The sequence below is a fragment of the Actinopolyspora sabaoui genome (genome assembly GCF_051225635.1).
Classification (GTDB): domain Bacteria; phylum Actinomycetota; class Actinomycetes; order Mycobacteriales; family Pseudonocardiaceae; genus Actinopolyspora.
Genome location: NZ_JBMIHH010000008.1, coordinates 207,267 through 226,581 on the forward strand (window position 1 = coordinate 207,267; position 19,315 = coordinate 226,581).

General features: G+C 66.2%; 14 protein-coding genes. 12 read left to right on the top strand and 2 right to left on the bottom strand.

Annotation, left to right across the window (positions count from 1 at the left end):
• Positions 1-31 precede the first annotated feature (31 nt).
• The 4 genes from ACOQFL_RS16640 (at position 32) to ACOQFL_RS16655 (ending at position 6,194) form a co-directional block, all read left to right on the top strand.
• Positions 32-1,444 carry a family 2B encapsulin nanocompartment shell protein gene (locus ACOQFL_RS16640; RefSeq protein WP_435545094.1) on the top strand — a complete coding sequence of 471 codons (1,413 nt, stop codon included), beginning with the start codon at positions 32-34 and terminating at the stop codon, positions 1,442-1,444.
• A 13-nt stretch (positions 1,445-1,457) separates the two neighbouring features.
• Positions 1,458-2,501, top strand: a complete 1,044-nt coding sequence (locus ACOQFL_RS16645; protein WP_435545095.1) for a family 2 encapsulin nanocompartment cargo protein polyprenyl transferase — start codon at positions 1,458-1,460, stop codon at positions 2,499-2,501.
• Between the two features lie 645 nt (positions 2,502-3,146).
• Positions 3,147-5,075: a glycoside hydrolase 5 family protein gene (locus ACOQFL_RS16650; protein WP_435545096.1), complete on the top strand. Its 1,929-nt coding sequence runs from the start codon at positions 3,147-3,149 to the stop codon at positions 5,073-5,075.
• A 171-nt stretch (positions 5,076-5,246) separates the two neighbouring features.
• Positions 5,247-6,194 carry a carbohydrate kinase family protein gene (locus tag ACOQFL_RS16655; protein ID WP_435545097.1) on the top strand — a complete coding sequence of 316 codons (948 nt, stop codon included), beginning with the start codon at positions 5,247-5,249 and terminating at the stop codon, positions 6,192-6,194.
• 239 nt (positions 6,195-6,433) lie between these two features.
• On the opposite strand, the gene ACOQFL_RS16660 is transcribed toward ACOQFL_RS16655, so the two are convergent.
• Positions 6,434-8,443, bottom strand: a complete 2,010-nt coding sequence (locus ACOQFL_RS16660) for an NPCBM/NEW2 domain-containing protein (RefSeq protein ID WP_435545098.1) — start codon at positions 8,441-8,443, stop codon at positions 6,434-6,436.
• Positions 8,444-8,831: 388 nt separating this feature from the next.
• Here ACOQFL_RS16660 and ACOQFL_RS16665 point away from each other — a divergent pair, with 388 nt between their 5' ends.
• The 6 genes from ACOQFL_RS16665 (at position 8,832) to ACOQFL_RS22895 (ending at position 15,024) form a co-directional block, all read left to right on the top strand.
• Positions 8,832-10,481 carry an ABC transporter substrate-binding protein gene (locus ACOQFL_RS16665; RefSeq protein ID WP_435545099.1) on the top strand — a complete coding sequence of 550 codons (1,650 nt, stop codon included), beginning with the start codon at positions 8,832-8,834 and terminating at the stop codon, positions 10,479-10,481.
• Between the two features lie 34 nt (positions 10,482-10,515).
• Complete coding sequence (locus tag ACOQFL_RS16670; protein ID WP_435545100.1) at positions 10,516-11,505, top strand: ABC transporter permease; 990 nt, start codon at positions 10,516-10,518, stop codon at positions 11,503-11,505.
• Positions 11,506-11,510: 5 nt separating this feature from the next.
• Positions 11,511-12,449 carry an ABC transporter permease gene (locus tag ACOQFL_RS16675; RefSeq protein WP_435545101.1) on the top strand — a complete coding sequence of 313 codons (939 nt, stop codon included), beginning with the start codon at positions 11,511-11,513 and terminating at the stop codon, positions 12,447-12,449.
• A complete protein-coding gene (locus ACOQFL_RS16680) occupies positions 12,446-13,546 on the top strand; it encodes an ABC transporter ATP-binding protein (RefSeq protein ID WP_435545102.1) in 1,101 nt (366 codons plus the stop codon). The genes ACOQFL_RS16675 and ACOQFL_RS16680 overlap by 4 nt, the downstream gene beginning before the upstream one ends.
• Positions 13,543-14,520 (top strand): ABC transporter ATP-binding protein, encoded by a 978-nt coding sequence (locus ACOQFL_RS16685; protein ID WP_435545103.1) that lies wholly within the window; start codon positions 13,543-13,545, stop codon positions 14,518-14,520. Before ACOQFL_RS16680 ends, ACOQFL_RS16685 begins: the two co-directional genes overlap by 4 nt.
• 201 nt (positions 14,521-14,721) lie before the next feature.
• Positions 14,722-15,024, top strand: a complete 303-nt coding sequence (locus ACOQFL_RS22895; RefSeq protein ID WP_503169962.1) for a hypothetical protein — start codon at positions 14,722-14,724, stop codon at positions 15,022-15,024.
• A 144-nt stretch (positions 15,025-15,168) separates the two neighbouring features.
• On the opposite strand, the gene ACOQFL_RS16700 is transcribed toward ACOQFL_RS22895, so the two are convergent.
• Positions 15,169-16,428 (bottom strand): AGE family epimerase/isomerase, encoded by a 1,260-nt coding sequence (locus ACOQFL_RS16700; RefSeq protein WP_435545105.1) that lies wholly within the window; start codon positions 16,426-16,428, stop codon positions 15,169-15,171.
• An 818-nt stretch (positions 16,429-17,246) separates the two neighbouring features.
• Here ACOQFL_RS16700 and ACOQFL_RS16705 point away from each other — a divergent pair.
• Both ACOQFL_RS16705 and ACOQFL_RS16710 read left to right on the top strand, forming a co-directional pair.
• Positions 17,247-18,563 carry an MFS transporter gene (locus tag ACOQFL_RS16705; RefSeq protein WP_435545106.1) on the top strand — a complete coding sequence of 439 codons (1,317 nt, stop codon included), beginning with the start codon at positions 17,247-17,249 and terminating at the stop codon, positions 18,561-18,563.
• A gap of 449 nt (positions 18,564-19,012) precedes the next feature.
• On the top strand, positions 19,013-19,156 hold the full coding sequence (locus tag ACOQFL_RS16710) for a hypothetical protein (protein ID WP_435545107.1): 144 nt from the start codon (positions 19,013-19,015) through the stop codon (positions 19,154-19,156).
• Positions 19,157-19,315 lie beyond the last annotated feature (159 nt).

A 19,315-nucleotide genomic window follows, 5' to 3' on the forward strand; every position in this document is an offset into this window, starting at 1 on the left:
TTTCGATCCGACACACGAGGGGGACAGGAACATGACCGAGATCGCTACGAGCGCGTCCGACGAACCGGGATCCGACGGGCAGGGGCAGCTCAGCCTGGGCACGGCCGCGGCCCGCAATCTGGCCACCACCACGAAGACCCCGCCGCAGATGCGGGCGATCAGTCCTCGGTGGTTGCTGCGCATGTTGCCCTGGGTCGAAACCACCAGCGGTTCCTACCGGGTCAACCGGCGGCTGACCTACGAGTTCGGGGACGGGCGCCTGACGTTCTCCAACACCGGCGATCGGGTTCGCGTCCTGCCACCGGAGCTCCGCGAAATATCCCCCTTGCGTGATCTCGACGACGAGACGGTGCTCGAAGCACTGGCGGAGCGGTTCACCCAGCACCACTACGCCCCGGGCGAGAGCATCACCACCGCTGGTGAACCCGCCGACGAGCTGATATTGCTCGCCCACGGCAAGGTCAACACCAGTACTCCGGGGCCCTACGGTGGCGAGGTGTCGCGGGACGTGCTCGCCGACGGGGAGCACCTCGGCGAGCACGTCCTCACCGGCGGTCGGGACACCTGGCCCGCCACGGCCACCGCGCTCACACCGTGCATCGTGCTGCGGCTGTCCCGCCGCGACGTGGACGAGCTCACCGACCGTTCCGAACCACTGCGTGCCCACCTCGATCGGGTGCGCGGCCATGCCCCGCCCGAGCACAACAAGCACGGTGAAGCGGCCGTGCGACTGGCTTCCGGCCACGAGGGTGAGACCGAGCTGTCCGGTACTTTCGTCGACTACGATCTCAGTCCTCGTGAGTACGAACTCGGCGTCGCCCAGACCATCCTGCGCGTGCACACCCGGGTCAACGACCTCTACAGCCAACCGATGAACCAGCTCGAGCAGCAGCTCCGGCTGACGGTCGAGGAACTGCGCGAGCAGCAGGAATCGGACCTGGTCAACAACCGCGAGTTCGGGCTGCTGCACAACGCCGACCTGCGCCAACGGATCCAGACCGCGGGCGGCCCACCCACCCCGGGCGATTTCGACGAACTGCTGTCCCGGCGCCGCAAGTCGGAGTTCTTCCTGGCCCACCCGCGCACCATCGCCGCGTTCGGCCGCGAGTGCAACCGCCAGGGCGTCTACCCGGACAGCGTCGACGTGGACGGCACCCGCGTGACCTCCTGGCGCGGCGTTCCGATGCTGCCCTGCGACAAGATCCCCATCAGCGAGAGCAACACCAGCTCGGTCCTGGTCATGCGAACCGGGCAGGAGCACCAAGGGGTGGTCGGGCTGCACCAAACCGGTATTCCCGACGAGTACGCACCCGGCCTCAACGTGCGGTTCATGGGCATCGACGACAAGGCCGTCACTTCGTATCTGGTCAGCGCGTACTACTCCGCCGCCGTGCTCACCCCCGACGCGCTCGGCGTGTTGGAAAACGTCGAGATCGGGCGCTGAAAGGAACACTCACATGGCCACCCCAGATGTGTTCCCACACGCGGCTCCGGCAGCGGAGGCTTACGAGGCCCTGGCCATCGCGCGCGGCCGAGTCGACCCCGCGCTGCGGTCCGCGGTGGACACACTGCCCGAGGACATGCGTCGTATCGCTCGATACCAGTTCGGCTGGACCGATGAACACGGCCTTCCCAGCGACGCCTCGGGTGGCAAGGCGCTGCGCCCCGCGCTGGCGCTGCTCGCCGCCGAGGCCGTGGGTGGCGGCACCGATGCGGCGCTGCCCGCCGCTGTCGCCGTCGAGCTGGTGCACAACTTCTCGCTGCTGCACGACGACCTCATCGACACCGACGCCACTCGCCGTCACCGCCCCACGGCCTGGACCGTGTTCGGGTCGGAGGCGGCGATCCTGGCAGGCGATGCCCTGCTCTCGCTGGCTTCCGGGGTGCTCGCCGACAGTGGGAACCCGGCTGCCCTCGCCGGTGTGCGACTGCTCAACGACACTGTCCAGGAGCTGGTTCAAGGCCAGGCCACGGATCTGGCCTTCGAACAGCGCGGTGATGTCGACGTCGACGGATGCCAACGCATGGCCGAAGCCAAAACCGCCGCGCTGCTGGCGGCCGCCTGCGAACTCGGTGCCCTGTTCGCGGGGGCCGAGCCGTGGCGGGTCGGGCACCTGCGTCGCTTCGGTCACGATCTCGGGCTGGCCTTTCAGCACGTCGACGACCTGCTCGGCATCTGGGGTGATCCCGAGACCACCGGCAAGTCCGCCTATTCGGACCTGCACGCCCGGAAGAAGACCCTGCCAGTGGTGTTCGCGCTGAACTCCGACACCACCGCCGGACAGCGGCTCGCCACGCACTACCACCAGCCGTCGACCTCGGAAGTCGCGCTGACCGACATCGCCGATCTCGTGGACGCGGCGGGTGGCCGCGCCTGGAGCCACGCCCAGACCGACCGGCTGCTCGCTCGAGCGCTGGGCCACCTCGACGCGGCCGCTCCAACCGCCCGAACCGACGAGCTGACCGCGCTCGCGCACCTCGTCACCCGACGCGATCACTAGAAGCGCTTCGCTGCTTCCGGTGCCGGGGCGCGTGCCGGGTTCCTCTAACGGACGTTCTCCGAATACTACGGGCATCGGCAGTAGAACTACGTGCCTGGCAGGGCACTTCGGGAATTGGGGCTCGGCGGATGACACCGAGCTCGTCCGTCCGTCGAGAGGTGTGGATCAGCACTGAGTACTTGACACTTAAGCGCTTAACTGATGAACTCTTCTCAGTTGCTCTTGAGGGCGCGCTGCGGGGACGGTGTGCGTCGAATGGTGCATCCCCCGAAAAATGATGAGGTGATCGACATTGGCAGTGACAAGTAGTTCTGCCTGATTGGGAGGTGCTGGGGCGATCGTTTTGGTCCGGGCGCGTCGGTCACGTCGCAACGGGTATAACGCTTAACTTGCTTTCGGTGTACACGGGAGTTCCCGCGTTCGCCGGATGCCGATGCTTACGAGTTGGAGCGGGACGGTCTGCCGCCCCACCGTGGGGATCGGCAGGCCGTTGGGACCAGCGACGTCCTCGACGGAGCGGTTATTCCCTGCTCCACGGCCTCGCTGGTGAACGTAATCGTTTTCGGTCACCTCGCCCCGTGTGTCGCCCGACGTTCCGGCCGGGCGGGCGAGGCGCCACTTTCACTTCCACCGAGGAGGGATTTCATGCGTCGCGGTTTCGCGATGGTCGACAGCGCCGGTTCGTCGGTGAACTGGCTGGGTGTCAACTTCTGGTCCCGAGAAGGCGGTCCGCGGATGTGGACCCGATACAATGCCGAGGTCGTACGCGAGGAGCTGCGTACCCTGCGGGAACACGGGTTGAACGTCACCCGTTCGTTCTTCTTCTGGCCGGACTTCATGCCCGAGCCGGACAGCATCGACGAAAACTGCGTCGCCAATTACCAGGATTTCCTACGAGCCCATGAGGAAATCGGGATGTCCACGATCCCGACCTTTCTCGTCGGCCACATGTCCGGGCAGAACTTCGACCCGCCGTGGCGAGCGGGGCGTGACCTCTACTCCGATGTGTGGATGGTGGAACGCCAAGCCTGGTTCGTCGAGCGGATGACCCGCCGGTTCGCCGATTCGTCCGCCGTCGCCGGCTGGTTGATCAGCAACGAGATGCCCATTTACGGCGAGGCGACGAGCGATCGGGACGTGGTCTCCAGCTGGGCCAAACTTATGGTGCAGGCAGTCAGAGCGGGTGGTGGGCATCAGCCGGTCTCCATCGGCGACGGTGCCTGGGGAATCGAGGTCACCGGTGTGGACAACGGCTTCTCCGTCCGCGAACTCGGCGAGCTGACCGACTTCCTCGGTCCGCACGTCTACCGCATGGAGGACGACCAGATCCGCCAGCACTACGCGGCGGCGTTCATCTGCGAGATGGTGAGCACCTTCGGTCACCCGGTCGTGTTGGAGGAGTTCGGGTTGTCCTCGGACTTCGCTTCGGACGAGCACGCGGCACACTACTACCGGCAGGCACTGCACAACACGCTGCTCGCCGGAACGACCGGGTGGATGGCGTGGAACAACACCGACTTCGACAACCTGGCCGACCAAGATCCGTACCGCCATCACCCGTTCGAACTGCACTTCGGTCTCACCAGTGTGGATGGAACACCGAAGTCGCAGTTGAAGGAGATGGCCGCCTTCGCGCGGACGCTCTCCGAGATCGACATCGCCAATTGTCGCCGTGAGGACGCACAGGCGGCGCTGGTGGTTCCCGAACACATGGAAGGTGACGTGCCGATCACCGATGCGGAGGACAACAAGTTCCCGTTCTCGGTGCTTCGACAGTCCTACGTCAGTGCGAAGCTGGCCGACCTCCCGGTCGGGTTGACCCGGGAGCGGGACGGGGTGAGCCAGGACTGCTCGTTGTACCTGCTTCCCTCCACCAAGCAGCTCACCGCCCCGAGCTGCTACCAGCTGGAGCGCTCGGCCCGCGACGGTGCCGTCGTTTACGTCTCGTACTGTCACGGCACCAGCGAGTTCCAGCGTGGCCCGTGGTTCGCGCACCTCAACGAGATGTTCGGCATCGAGCACCAGCTGCGTTACGGGCTGGTCGATCGGATCGAGCACGAGAGTCTCGAGTTGACCTTCACCGCCGATTTCGGCGGTCTGGCCGCAGGCACCACGCTGCGCTTCGCGGTGTCGGGAAACGAGCACAGTCGTTCATATCTCCCGGTGCGCCCCACCGACGCCGAGGTCGTCGCGGTCGACCAGGACGGTCGACCCGCGCTGCTGCGCAGGAAGGTGGGCAGCGGCTGGATCGTGCTGTGCACGTACCCGCTGGAACACATGGCCTCCCTCGTGCCGGGGGTCAATCCGGACGAGACGGTGCGGCTTTACGACGCGCTCGCCGCGACAGCCGGTGTGAGGCGATCCGTGCTGGTTGACAATCCGCTGGTCAGCGCCGATGTTCTCCGGAACGATGACGGGCGTCGGTTCGCGTTTGTGATCAGCCATTCCGACCACGTGGCGAAAGTGGAGCCGCAGGTACCTGCGGGTGGACTCGTCGACCCGGAGAGCGGGGCCACCGTGGATTCGGTGGAGCTGGAACCGCACGGCGTTCGGATGTTGGTGCTGGAAAGCTGACTCATCCGCGAGCCGCGTGCGCCCCTGCGCCGATTGTTCTGGTCAGGGGGAAGGTCGGAGACCCGGAACACGCCCTCCCGCCGTGGTCCGGCACCGTGACCGCTCGTTTCCGGCGGAGCCGTTCGCAATGTGTTGTCGGGCGTTTTCGCCCCGGTCATCGAAAGGAACACCGTGATCGTCGTAGGAGGCGAGGCGCTCGTCGACCTCGTGCCGGAGAAAGAACGATCCGAGTCCGGGCTCGCCCCACTGGTTCCCAGATTGGGTGGTGCTGCCTGCAACGTCGCCGTCGCGCTGGGGCGGCTCGCCGCGGACGCCGCGCTGTTGTCCCGGCTCTCCACGGACGCGTTCGGAGAGGCATTGCTGCGGCGACTCACCTCGTCCGGGGTGGACACCTCGCTGTTGCAGCGCGGTGACGAGCGAACAGCGCTCGCAGTGGTGCACCCCCTCGAGAACGGGGTGGAGTACGCCTTCCACGTCCACGGTTGCGCCGACCGCCGTGTCGTCGATCCCGGTTCGCTGGAGGCGGCCCGCGCCGTCTCCCTGGGTGGGTTGTCGTTGCTGCTCGAACCGGGGGCAAGTGTCTACGAGTCCGTTATGCGACGTGAGTCTCATCTCGGAAGCCTGATCGCGCTCGACCCGAACATCCGCAGCAGCCTGATCGACGATCCGGCGGCCTACCGCACTCGTTTCGAGAGCTGGTTGCCGAGCGTCGACCTGTTGAAGCTCTCCGCAGAGGATGCCCAGTGGCTGGTCGGGGACAGTGCTCGTGATCCGATAAGTGCGGCGTGTGAGTGGGTGAAGATGGGGCCTTCGGTCGTACTGGTGACGCACGGTTCGGCGGGAATGTCCGCCGTACTCCGTGACGGGTCCCGTGTCGACGTGGCCGTGCCTAGCTCCACCGTGGTGGACACGATCGGGGCAGGGGACACGGTGCAGGCAGCCGTGCTGGCGTGGTTGGACCGTAACGGTGCGTTGTCCGCAGCGGCAGTGGCGGCGTTGGGAACCGAACAGTGGCGTGCGGTGTTGCGGTTCGCCGCCCAGTGCGCGGCGGTGACCTGCTCACGTGCCGGTGCCGAACCGCCCTACGCTACCGAGCTCGATGAGCTCGTCCCCTCCTGACCAAGGAGCGTTCAGGGAAGGGGCGCCCGGCAGTACCGACTGTGTTGGTCCGACCACGAGTGGTTCCGCCACTCACCCCACGACTGGCCCCATCAGGGGAGAATTCGCCCGGGCCACACGGGTACTCGTGTCGTCCGCTCGGGTCGAAGTATCACGGTTGGTGACAGCCCGATCGGTGCCGGAGGACACGGGGCCGTCGACCACGCGTCGACGGCCCCGCTTTCGGTGATGGAACGCTGTTAGCAGCTCAGCCGGGATTTCGCCCAATCCGCGGCATCGCCGTAGTCCCCGTCTCCCGAGTCGCTCACCCGCAGCTCGAGGATGGTGGTGTCCGGTACCGGGACGTCGACCAAAACAGCGGGTTGTCCACTCTCGAGCGTGCCGGTCTCGCTGAGAATTCGGTCGTCACCGCGTACGGTGAACCCGACGCTGCCCTCCCCGTCGTACTGGTCGTCCACCCCGACCCTCGCGGAGAAGCGCTCGCACTCGCCGCCCAGGTGGAGCCGAACGACCGACTCGGCGTGCACACCCAGTCCCGTGGCGTACTCGGTTCCGGCGATGCTCATCGTTGCGCCGTCACCGCTCTCTCCGTAGCCGTTGGCCCGATCCCGCTCGACCGGCCCCATCCCGTTCTCGGCCGAGAGCAGGGGCATGGACGAGACCTCGATGTGTCCGGTCGCGGGGGCCGAGACCCGTGCGACCTCCTGCTCGGCCCTTCCGGTGTGTGTGTCGTCGCCGGCGCGGAAGCTCGAGGTCGCGGAGACTTCCACGGACTGACTGCCCGGTGTTCGCCGTGCCCCGGTGGGACGCAGGGTCCACTCCTGCTGCCAGGACTGACCGCCGCGCACGAGCCGGGTGTGCGCGGCGGTTCCGTTCCCGACGATGTAGCCGTCCGGGACGTGCAGGCGCATCCTGGCCTCGTGCAGCGGCCGGCGGCCGTCGTTGTGCAGTGTGGTGGTCACCGTGAACGATTCACCGGCTTCGACGTACTCCGGCGCCCGCAGCTCCAGCGCGTGCGCCGGAGCGAGCTGCTCGCCCTGCCTCGGCCACACTCGCAGGACCACCGCACTGTGCGCGCCGACCGCGCCGCGGATGGTTCCGGTGCTCGTGGACTCCGTGTCGTGCCACAGGTTCCGCAACCGGTAGTGGGAGGCCGAGGGAAGCCCCAGCCGTTCGGCCGGGATCGAGATGGTGGTGTTGGTGCGGGCCCGGTTGAACAGGGCGACCGCCACCGAACCGTCGGACATCGGTTTGGCCCAGACCTCTTGGTCACCGTCGTCGCGGATCCTGTGCCCCTGGATGCCTGCCCAATCCTGGTTGACCGTGATCAGGTCCTCGTCGGTGAGAATCCTCCTGGTCGCCTCGTCCATGTCGCGCAGGTCGTTGCCCGCCATCAGCGGGGCGTTCAGCAGTGCCCACATCGCGAAGTGCGCCCGGTACTCGTCCGTACTCATGTTGCCGTTGCCGACCTCGAGCATGTCGGGGTCGTTCCAGCTGTTGGGACCCGAGTACTTCGCCAGACCGACCTGTTCGTCCAGGATCCCGGTCCAGCTGGTCCAGGTGTCGCGGATGTCGCCCGTGGTCCGCCACAGCTGGCCGCCCACCTCGTGGCCCCAGCCCTTCCAGGGGCTGTTCTGTCCCCATTCGCAGATGCTCAGCACGATGGGTGCGCCTGTGGCCTCGATGGCCTCGGCCATGGCGCTGTAGCGTTTCTCGGCCGGGATGCCCTGGTTGTTGCAGTTGTCGTACTTGAGGTAGTCGACGCCCCACTCGGCGAAGGTGCGGGCGTCGAGCCTCTCGTGGCCCAAGCTGCCGGGATAGCCCGCGCACGTCTCCGTGCCCGCCGTGGCGTAGATGCCGATCTTGAGCCCGAGCGAGTGCACATGGTCGGCGAGTGTCTTCATCCCGTTCGGGAACTTGTCCGGGTCCGGGAGCAGTCGACCGTCGGGCCCGTGTTGTTCGGCCATCCAGCAGTCGTCGATGTTGACGTACTCGTATCCGGCGGCTGCCATGCCACTGGAGACCATGGCTTCGGCGGTCCGCCTGATGAGTTTCGCGCTGACGTCGCAACCGAAGTTGTTCCAGGAGTTCCATCCCATCGGGGGTGTGGGGGCGAGGCCCTCCGACCGGGCGGCTGACGGTTCCTGTGCAGGAGGCCCCACGTTCGAGGATCCGGCGGTAGCCGTTGTCGGAGTGAGCGTGGCCAGTGTCAGGGCGAGGACGAGAAGCGCTCTCGACCGGAATCCCATACTTTCTCCTCTCGGAGGGATGTGCGCCAGTTGGAATACCAAAGCACTTAAGCGTATAAGTCAACTGCTCCCGGCAAATCCGAGTTTTCGGGCCCTGCGGTGAGACGTGGGCGGCGATGCCTCCGTTCGGGGGTTCGCGCCCTCGGTGGGGCAGTGCTCAGTGTTCCGTTTTCAGAGGATGCGGATCTTCCAGCAGAAGGCGGTGTCGTGGCCCGATCAGCGTTGCCCGGCCCGGCGACTTGCTCAATCAAGTGGCTCGACTGCTCCGAAAGGGTTGATTGTGGGCCACGTCTCGGGTAATCATGTTCGCTACCTCACTTAAACGGTTCATTGGACATGTCATCTGCCGTCGGCGGATGAGGCGAACACTTTCGAGAGGAGGATCCGCATGCGCGCACACCTCACACGGCGGACGCTGCTCGGTGGGCTCGGGGCGGGTGCCGCGCTCGTGGCCACCGGGTGCTCGGCCGCCGCCGGTCGGGGAGGTTCCGAACTGATCGTCTACACCGGTGCCACCGGCCAACTCACGAACAACTTCAACCCGTTCACACCGACCTCGAACCCACCGGCACGCGGGATCATCTATGAGCCGCTGATGTTTTTCAACCAGGCCCGCGACGACGAGCCGACACCGCAGCTGGCCGAGAACTACGAGTGGTCGGAAGGGGGTAAGAGGATCACTTTCCGGCTCCGTAAAGGGGTGACCTGGTCGGACGGAACCCCCTTCGACAGCGCTGATGTGGCCTTCACCTTCGAGCTGATACGGCGCGAGGAATCACTCAACACCTATGCGCTGCCGATCACGGATGTGCGGGCCGCGGATCAGCACACCGTGAGCATCGGTTTCAACCGCCCCGTCTACGCCGAACTGTGGTACATCGCGGGTTACACGTTCATGGTCCCCGAGCATCTCTGGTCGAAGGTCGAGGATCCGGCGACGTATCCCAACACCGCTCCGGTGGGAACCGGAGCGTTCACGCTGCAGAGCTTCTCGCCACAGGACTACGTGCTGACCAGGAACCGGAACTACTGGCAGGAGGGCAAACCGGGGCTCGCTGCCATGCGCTACGTCTCGTTGAGCGGTAACCAGGCCGCCACGAAGGCGCTGTTGGCCGGAAAGCTCGACTGGACGACCCTGGTAATTCCGCGAATCGACCGGACCTACGCCTCCAGGCGCGAGACCAACAACTACGTCGCCACCCCGCTGTACCTGACAGTACTGATCGCCAACACCGTGCGTGGTCTGACCAGCGATGTCGCGGTGCGCAAGGCATTGTCGCTGGGGTTCGACCGTGAGCAGATAAACCGGCTCGTCTACAACGGCAAGAGCGAAGCGCCGTCACCGGCGATGCTGCTGCTGCCGCGCGACGAGCGGTACGTGGCCCCGGAACTGCGTGGAAAACGCATGCGGATGGACCAGCGAGGCGCACGTCGGATCCTCGAACAGGCCGGATACCGAAGGGGCGAGGACGGGATCTTCGTCTCCCCGGACGGGGAGCGGCTCTCGCTGGCTTTGAAGATCACCAGTGGTTACACGGACTACATCTCTGCCGCCAATGTGATGCGTCAGCAATTGGAGAAGATCGGGATCGAGCTGATCCCCAGGGAAGTCTCCTACGCGGCGTTCACCGCCGACCGGAACAACGGCGAGTTTCAGCTCGCCATCGACAACCTCTACGGCGGGCCGGACCCCTATTACCTCTACAACGACTTCTACAACAGCGCCAACACCGCACCGATCGGTGAGCAGGCCAACCCGAACTACGCCCGTTTCCGTGACGAGACGGTGGACGGAGCACTGGAGGCGATCGGCTCGACACGGGACGAGAGTGACCGCGAGAAGGCCTACACCCGGTTGCAGCGCGTCATCGCCGAACAGTTGCCCTACATTCCGGTCCTGCAGCGCAACGCCGTCACCCAGTATCGAACCGAGACCTTCACCGGTTGGCCGTCCGAAGACGATCAGTACGCCGTCGCGGCTGCCCAGTTCGCACCTGACCTGGGAATCGTGGCCAAGAACCTGAAGGTCAAGAAGTGACGGCCGCCCGCGCTGTCGAGAGGAGAGGTCGGTCGTGACACACATACGGCGCAAGGTGTTGTTCTACCTGGTCGCGGCTTGGGCCGCGGTCACGTTGAACTTCGTCATTCCCAGGATGATGCCGGGAAATCCGGTGGACATTCTGCTCGCCCGCATGCAGCAGAGCGGTGGGCCCGTGCCGCCCCAGGCGCGATCGTCAATCGCGACAGCTCTGGGGCAGGGCGGGGACGCGAACATCCTCGTGCAGTACCTGACCTACCTGGGAAACCTTTTCACCGGTGATTTCGGGGTGTCGGTCACCTATTTCCCGACACCGGTGGCCACTGTGCTCTGGCAGTCGCTGCCCTGGACGGTCGTGCTGGTGGGGGTGTCCACGATCGTGTCCTTCGTACTCGGCATCGGGCTGGGGACGTTCGCCGGTTGGAAGCGGGGCACCTGGTTGGACGGCGTGGCTCCGCTCACCACTTTCATCGCCGCCATTCCGTACTTCTGGTTGGCTCTGGTGCTGCTGTTCGTGTTCGGTTCGGTGCTGCAGCTGCTGCCGTTGTCCGGCGGTTACGGGTACAGCACCGACCCCGGGTTCAGCATGGAGTTCCTGACTAGCGCCTTCAGTCACGCGGTGCTTCCCGGAATGACCATCGTGCTCAGTTCCCTGGGGGGATGGTTGCTGGGGATGCGCAACATGATGGTTTCCACTCTCTCGGCGGACTACGTGCTCACGGCGGAGGCCAAGGGCCTGCGGCCCCGTAGGGTCATGCTGGCCTACGCGGCACGCAACGCCGTTCTTCCCAGCGTCACGGGATTCGCCGTCTCGCTCGGATTCGTGGTCAGCGGCTCGATCGTCACCGAGGCGGTTTTCTCGTATCCCGGTGTCGGCTACGTCCTGCTGCAAGCGGTCAAGAACAACGACTATCCCCTCATGCAGGCCATTTTTCTGATCATCACGCTGACCGTGCTCGGCGCGAACTTCGTGGTCGACATGCTGCATTCGATAATCGATCCGCGCACCCGAGAGACGGAGTGAAACTCATGACAGTGGACAATCAAACCGTCGGGGAGACGGTGGATGGCTCCGGAGCCGGAGCGGAATCTCCGGCACGGAGGAAGCGTTCCGGTCCCGGATGGCGACTGCCGAAATCGGCGAAGTTGCGCACCGGGCTCGGGATCGTGCTCCTCATCGGCCTGGTGGGGGCGATCGGTCCGCTGATCACCGGTGATCCGCACGCTGTCAGCGGTGCTGTCCTGCGGCCGCCGAGCGGTGCGCATCTGCTGGGCACCACCGAGACCGGGCAGGACGTGCTGGCGCAGCTCACCCGAGCCACCAGAGGGTCCGTACTGGTAGGGCTGATCGTCGGCGCGATCGCCACGCTGGTGTCGATCCTGGTGGGAGTCGTCGGCGGCTACGTGGGTGGTAGGACCGATGAGACCTTCTCCCTGCTGACCAACATTGTCCTCGTCGTCCCCAGCCTGCCCCTGGCGATCGTGATCGCCAACTACCTGGACGGCGGAGGGTTGCTGGTCACCATCCTGGTAATCGCCATGACGACCTGGGCAGCCCCGACCCGTGTGCTGCGGGCCCAGGCCCGGTCGGTCAGGGAACGCGACTACGTCACCGCGGCCAAGGCATCCGGGGAGCGTTCCTGGCGCATCGTCTGCGTCGAGATCCTTCCCAACCTGCTCCCCGTAGTGGCCGCGCAGTTCGTTTTCGCTGTCATTTTCGCCGTACTCACCGAGGCGGGACTGGCGTTCCTCGGCCTGGCGGGCTTCGGAAGCCTGACCTGGGGAACGCTGCTGTACTACGCGCAGAACGCCCAGGCGCTCATCCTCGGGGCCTGGTGGTGGTTCATCCCACCGGGGCTGCTGATGGCCGTCTTCGGCTGCGGTCTCTCCCTGATCAACTTCGCCATCGACGAGATCATCGATCCGAACCTGCGCAGCGCCACACGTCAGCGGAAGGCCTCCCGATGAACAGCCCAGCGAAACAGTACCCGACTTCCGAACAGCGACCGGTGCTCACCGTGAGCGGACTCAGCGTCGACTACGAGGCGGAACGCACCGTCCACGCGGTCCGTGACGTCGATCTCGTCCTCGGCAGGGGGGAGATACTCGGTCTGGCAGGTGAGAGCGGTTGCGGCAAGTCAACTCTTGCCTACGCGATCAACCGACTGCTGCGGCCACCCGCCCGTGTCGTCAAGGGCAGCGTGACCTTTCACGATCCCGAGCGCGACGTCGACGTGACAGAGCTGCGGGGGAGGGCGTTGCGCGAGTTCAGGTGGAACAAACTGGCCATGGTTTTCCAGGGCGCGATGAACGCGTTGAATCCGGTGCTGAACGTGCGTACCCAACTCGAGGACGTTATCGCCACCCACGAGCCCGCCACCGGAAAGCAGGAACGCAGGAAACGCTGCGCGGAACTGCTCGAACTGGTCGGTGTGGATCCGCGGAGGGTGTCCAGCTATCCGCACGAGCTCTCCGGCGGGATGCGTCAGCGCGTGATGATCGCGATGTCGCTGGCGCTGCGCCCCGACGTGCTCGTGATGGACGAGCCCACCACGGCGCTGGACGTGGTGGTGCAGCGCGAGATCCTGGCCGAGATAACCAGGTTGCGTGCCGAACTCGGATTCGCGGTCGTGTTCATCACCCACGACATGTCGCTGTTGCTGGAGATCAGCGACCGCATCGCGATCATGTACGCGGGCCGGGTGGTGGAGGAGGGCAGCACGGAGCGGCTGCGTCGCGCGCCCTCGCACCCCTACACGGTGGGGTTGCTCAACTCGTTCCCCGGCATCACCGGTGAGCGCGGGGCGCTGCACGGCATTCCCGGCCACACCCCGGATCTGGCCGACCCGCTGGACAGGTGCGCCTTCGCCGAGCGCTGCCCGCACCGTCGCTCGGTCTGCACGGCTGAGCAGCCACCGCTGGCGTCGCCCGTGGACGGCTCCGTGGAAACCCACGATCGCGTGGCCTGCCACGCCTACGACCCCCACAAGTACGGGGACGAGACACCGGCCTCGCTGCTGCGCGGGGAATTCCACCCGACCGAGAGAACCGAGGTGAACCTGTGACTACTTTCGAGGTCCGTGACCTGACCAAGGAATTCCGATTGCGCGAGGCTGGTCGGAAACGAAAGCTGCGTGCCGTCGACGAGGTCTCGTTCGAGCTCGCGGCCGGTCGCACGGTGGCGTTGGTGGGGGAGAGCGGCAGCGGGAAGTCGACGGTGGCCCGGATGCTCGCGCGGTTGCTGCCGCCCACGGCCGGGGAGGTGCTGCTGGAGGGCGAACGGCTCGCCGCCGGTCGGAGGACCACGCGGGACTACCGGCGGAAGGTGCAGATGGTCTTCCAGGATCCGTTCGCTTCGCTGAATCCGTTTCACACGGTGGGACACCACCTGAGCAGACCCGTACGGTTGCACGGCGGGACGTTGACCCGCTCCGCCGTCGACGAGCGGGTCGAGGGGCTGCTCGAACGGGTGGCGCTGGAGCCGCCGGAACGGGTGGTCGCCAAACAGCCGCACGAACTCTCGGGCGGGCAGCGTCAGCGGGTGGCGATCGCTCGTGCGCTGGCACCCGGTCCCCGGGTGCTGCTCGCGGACGAGCCGGTCTCGATGCTCGACGTGTCGATCCGGCTGGACATACTCAACCTGATCGACGGGCTCAAGCGCGCGGAGGACCTGGCTGTCCTCTACATCACGCACGACCTGGCCACCGCGAGGCACTTCTCCGAACAGGTCCTGGTGATGTACCGGGGCCAGGTGGTCGAGCGCGGCAGCAGCGACGAGGTGATCCTGCGACCGAAGCACCCCTACACCCAGCTGCTCAGGGACTCCGCCCCGGATCCGGGTGGGGAATCCGCGACGCTGTCGTCCCCCGAACGTCCTTCCGGCGAGGTGTCGGCCGGCGCCGAGGGATGCCCCTTCCGGTCCCGGTGTCCGCACGCGATGCCGAAGTGCGAGCGGCAACCGCCCGAGTTCCCCCTCAGCGATGGGCACACGGCACGTTGCTGGCTTTACGAGTCCTCCGCGGAGGGGGACGGGGCGTAAAGCAAACGCTTCTCCCGTTCCTGCCGGCCCACCGGGGATACTCGTGGCCGTCCGGAGGTCGTACGTAGGGTGGACGGTTTGCGGAACCGCTTCTCCCGGATCCGAAATGCCTCCGGGCATCCGGACGACGAGTCCGGGGCCACGCCCTTGGTGGGCGTTGGGTACGTGAGCTTTCCAGGTCGTGGGTTGTCACGTAGCGGCATGGTCCGGGAAGTGGCTCCGGAGGGGCAGACACAGCTCTCGGCCGGGCCGTATCGGAGATATCCCGGTCTCCTGACGTACGTGACCGAGAACGGTGCGGCCTGTCCGGACGTGGTGACCGACTCCGGCGTGGACGGGGTAGAGCGGATCGAATTCCTCGAGCCTCACATGAGGGCGGCGCACAGAGCACTGGATCAGGGGGCGATCCGCACGGGTGCTCAGAGGGGATCGGGTGCTCAGGGGGTATGCCAAGCGCTTCGCCCTCGTACACGTCGACTACGGCACCCAGCGCCGCACCCCTGAGCGGAGCGCGTACCGCTACTCCCGGGGGATCTCCGAGAATGTGTTGCGATGATTCCAGTTCGGTGAGGAGCGAATGACCGCCGCGGTCGTGCGACCGCGGCGGTCCCGCTTGCCCTGGGAGTCTCGAGACGTCGAACCGTCGCTTCATGTGTCGGTGTGGCCGACTCGTCCGAGCGGTTCGCTCCGCGAGGAATTCGCACTGTGCTTCTCGCGTCGGGCGAGTACTGCCGGAGCGGGGGCGAGCGGCAGCACGGGCAGCAACGCTGCCTGGTAGGCGTGGTAGGCGTCCGGTTTCCCCGACCAGACGGTGCCGGAGACCTGCCCCTGCGGCGTGAGCTCATGGTGCCAGCTGCCGTGCTCGGTGTCGATGTGGTGGGCTCCCGCGTACTCCCAGAACGTGTCGTACCAACTGAGGTAGTGGTGTTCTCCGGTCCGCTGGTGCAGCGCGTTCGCGGTGAGGACGGCTTCGGCGATGACCCAGTGCATGCGGGCCCTGACCTGGGGGCGGTCCTGCCAGTCGAGGGTGTAGACGAACCCGGGGTGGCCGTCGATGTTCCAGCCTCGGGTGACGGCTGACTCGAAGAGCCTGCGGGCGTCGTCGAGCAGCCAGCCGGGAGCTTCCGGGCCGAGAGCGGCTTCGAGCTGGATCAGGAGCCGGGCCCATTCCAGCCAGTGTCCGACCGTGCTGCCGTGGGGGCGGAACGGGTGGCCGGGCTGGTCCCTGTTGTAGTCGAGTAGCGGCTCCCAGTCGGAGGTGAAGTGTTCGGGCAGTCGCCAGTCGTGGTTCGCGGTGACATGGTGGATGAGGGTCTCGGCGATGCGCAGGGCGCGGTGGTGCCAGAGGGAATCGCCGGTGACGTCCCCGGCGGCCAGGAACGCCTCGACGAGGTGCATGTTGCTGTTGGCACCACGGTAGTGCTCGGTCTCCTGCCACGACCTGTCCCAGCTCTCGAGGGCGAGTCCGGTGCGTTCGTCCCAGAAGTGGTGCCCGACGGTCTGCAGGGCCCGGGTCAGTAGCTCCTCGGCCCCTGGGCGGTCGACGGCGGTGGCGCTGCTCGCGGCCAGGACGACGAAGGCGTGCTCGTAGGCGCCTTTCGTGGGGTCGTCGGTGCTGGAGTACCACCCGCCGTGTTCGTGGTCGTGCAACCGCTCGCGCAGTGCCGCGACACCGTGGTCGGCCAAGGGCGCGGTGTCTGTCTCGTCGAAGCCGTCGGCCAGGCTGAACACGTGTGTCATCCGCGCGGTGATCCACGTCGCGATCGGTTGCCGCTGGGCGAGGTGACCCGTGGCGTCGAGCCAACCGAATCCGCCTTCCGGGATCCGTGAGGCGGCCGCGAAGCGCAGCAGTCCGCGCCGTTCTTCGGCAAGTCGATCGTGGTGGGTGAGAGATTCCCGATGGATCACGGTGAGTCCTCCGGATGGGTAACGGTGTTCGCGGATGTGGCGAGCCGCCGGGCGATGGGCGGAACACGGCTTAGAGGGACGCGGTTTCGCCTGCCGGTTCGTCGGGCGAGGCCCCGGCCATCGGTATGTGCGGGAAAGGGCTGTTCGGCCACGAGCCGACAAGGAAGCGCGCCTGCGCACGAAGTGTGTTCGTGTGGTTCGAAAGATCAGGTCGATGTCGTACGGGCCCAACCGCTGCTCATCGATGTGGAGCGGGCACAGCCGTGGCGAACCCTGATCGTGACTTGAGCGGAATATAGATTTCGATTCTCTTCGCGTCAATGCCGCCCTTCGGCCGCGCGGCGCTCCGACGCTGTCACGCGGCGGTGGATGTAAGAGCTCGGCGATGTCCGGAGCAGGAGGGCGCCCGGCCTGGATATCGTGGGGTCTCTACCGGACGCACTCTTTCGGTGCGGGCTTGCTGCTCGGCTGCTGGGTTCGAGTAACGCGATGTTCGGGGAAATGTCGCGGCCGTGAAACGAAACTGTGGTGTGACCCTTGACGCTTAAGGGCTTAAGTGGTGTCCTGTTTTCGCTGTCCCGGGAGCGGGAGAGCCGCGTGCTCCGCTCGTCGACGTCCCGCTCCCCGAAGTTCTCGACGAACCACGGAGAGCGAGACCGGCCGGAAGCGGTACGCATCCGCTCCGGACCGTGCGCGGTCACCCCGCCAAAGACGGTCGGCACGCGGATCGTGTCGATCGGAACGCACTCGTATACCGCGCCCGACCACGTCCAGGGGAGGGTGCGGTAGCAACACCGCAATCCGACAAGGACTCCTACGTGGTAACGACGCCCTCATCGCAGCCGCCGGAAGCGGGGTCTTCCGAGCCGCTGTCCCCGGAGGACCAGCCTGCGAGAAATGCTCGTCTGACCGGGCAACGTGTGGGAACGGGGTTCATCACCCTCTACATACTCGCCATGATCGGTCTGTGGGTTGCGGTGCTGACCCCCTCGTCGATCACCCTCGCCCTGCGCGTCGCGGCGATCGATCCCGACGGCAAAGCCGGATCGTTGGCCCTGGTGACCGGTACAGGTGCACTTTTCGCGCTGGTGGCGACCCCCGTATTCGGGCGCCTCAGCGACCTGTCCACCTCGCGGTGGGGACAGCGACGTCCCTACATGCTCGGCGGTCTCCTGTTCGGCACCGCTTCGTTGGTGGTCATCGGACTCGCTCCCGACATCCTCGTGGTGACCATCGGGTGGTGCCTGACCCAGATCGGATTCAACGCCACCCTGGCGGCGATGATGTCCCTGCTGCCCGAGCGTGTCCCCGAGGGGCGCCGCGGAACCACTTCGGGACTCATGGGGGTGACGAACCAGGTCGCCCAGGCGGCCGGAAGTTATCTCGTCCTGCTCACCGGCACGATCGGGCTCGCCATGTTCCTCGTGCCCGCTGCGGTCGGGTTCGTCCTGGTACTGACCTTCGCCGTGTTCCTTCGGGAAGTGCCGAAAACTCGGGAGGAACTACCGGACAGATCCTGGAAGGACCTTTTCTACAGCTTCTGGATCAACCCGGTCAGGTATCCCGACTTCGGTTGGGCCTTTCTCAGCCGGTTCTTGATGCACACGGCGATCGCACTGTTGACCACGTACAAGACGTACTTTCTGATCGACCGGCTGGGATACACCGGTGCCGAAGCCGCCGGAATCCTGGCCTGGTCGATGCTCATCCTCGCCATCGGAGTGATGTCGGGCAGCGTGCTCTGCGGCTGGTGGTCGGATCGCGTGGGAAGACGCAGGATCTTCGTTTCCGGGGCCGCCCTCACCTTTGGGGTCGGGATGGTCGTGATCGCGCTTTCCCACTCGTTGACAGGGTTCGCCGTCGGTGTCGCCATCGCCGGTGTCGGCCAGGGGATCTACGCCGGTGTGGACTACGCACTGGTGGCAGGGGTGCTTCCCAACAGTGACACGGAAGCGGCGAAGGGGATGGGTGTGTTCAACATGGCCAACTCCCTACCGCAGACGGTGGGGCCTATGTTGGCTCCCGCTCTGCTCATGATCGGTGGCGGTGAGAACTACACCACGCTCTACCTCGGTGCCGCCGTGTTCGCCGCGTGCGGGGCCGTGGTCCTGCGGTTCATGCGACTGGCGAGGTAGTGGGCGCGCCCGTACTCCGCGTTCGCGGGCCGCCGCGGATAGTGAATCCGCGGGGTCGTCGGGAGGGTTTTGACTGTTTCCGCCCTGCATAACTGTGTGTACAACAGTGTGATACCGACCCGGTCGAGGAGCTCGGGGTGGTGAGAACCAAGCCGCGTCGAGACCCTGGTCATCCGCTACGGCCGCGTCCACGGAGAGTTGCGCCGGGACGTTGAACAAGCCCGCTGGAAACCCCGCTAAGACCAGCCCCGCTGGCATAGGGTATCGCCACGGGAAGACCGCACCCCCGGGTGTGGCCAAGGTCGCGTAGCAATACGACGGATCAGGAACACTTTCACACGTTTCCCGAACGGTTATCGGCAATGGGCTTCCCGCCCGAAGGCCTCCGCGAACGCCCCGGTTCCGGAGCCTTCGGCTCCCGGGCGGGACAGGACCGGTCGGATCGACCGGTGAAGGCCCCGGGCCGAAGCGCTCCCGGACCCCGCAGGCTGCTGTGGCCGAGCAGGCTGGCGACGAGGGGCGCTTCCTCGGCGCGACGGAGCTGCGTGATCATCGCGCCGATCACCGGCAGGACCACCCCGCAGGGGGCGTAGCTGCGTGATGAGCTCCACTCGCCGGTCTTGGCACAACTCGGCGGGACAACGATTCCAGGGGCCTCGCAGGGAAGTTCTCGTGACGGTAGCTTCACGTCCCAGCCGGCGGAGCCACTCGCCGGCTGTACCCGGCCTGTGAGGCCGGCATCACGCAGCGCT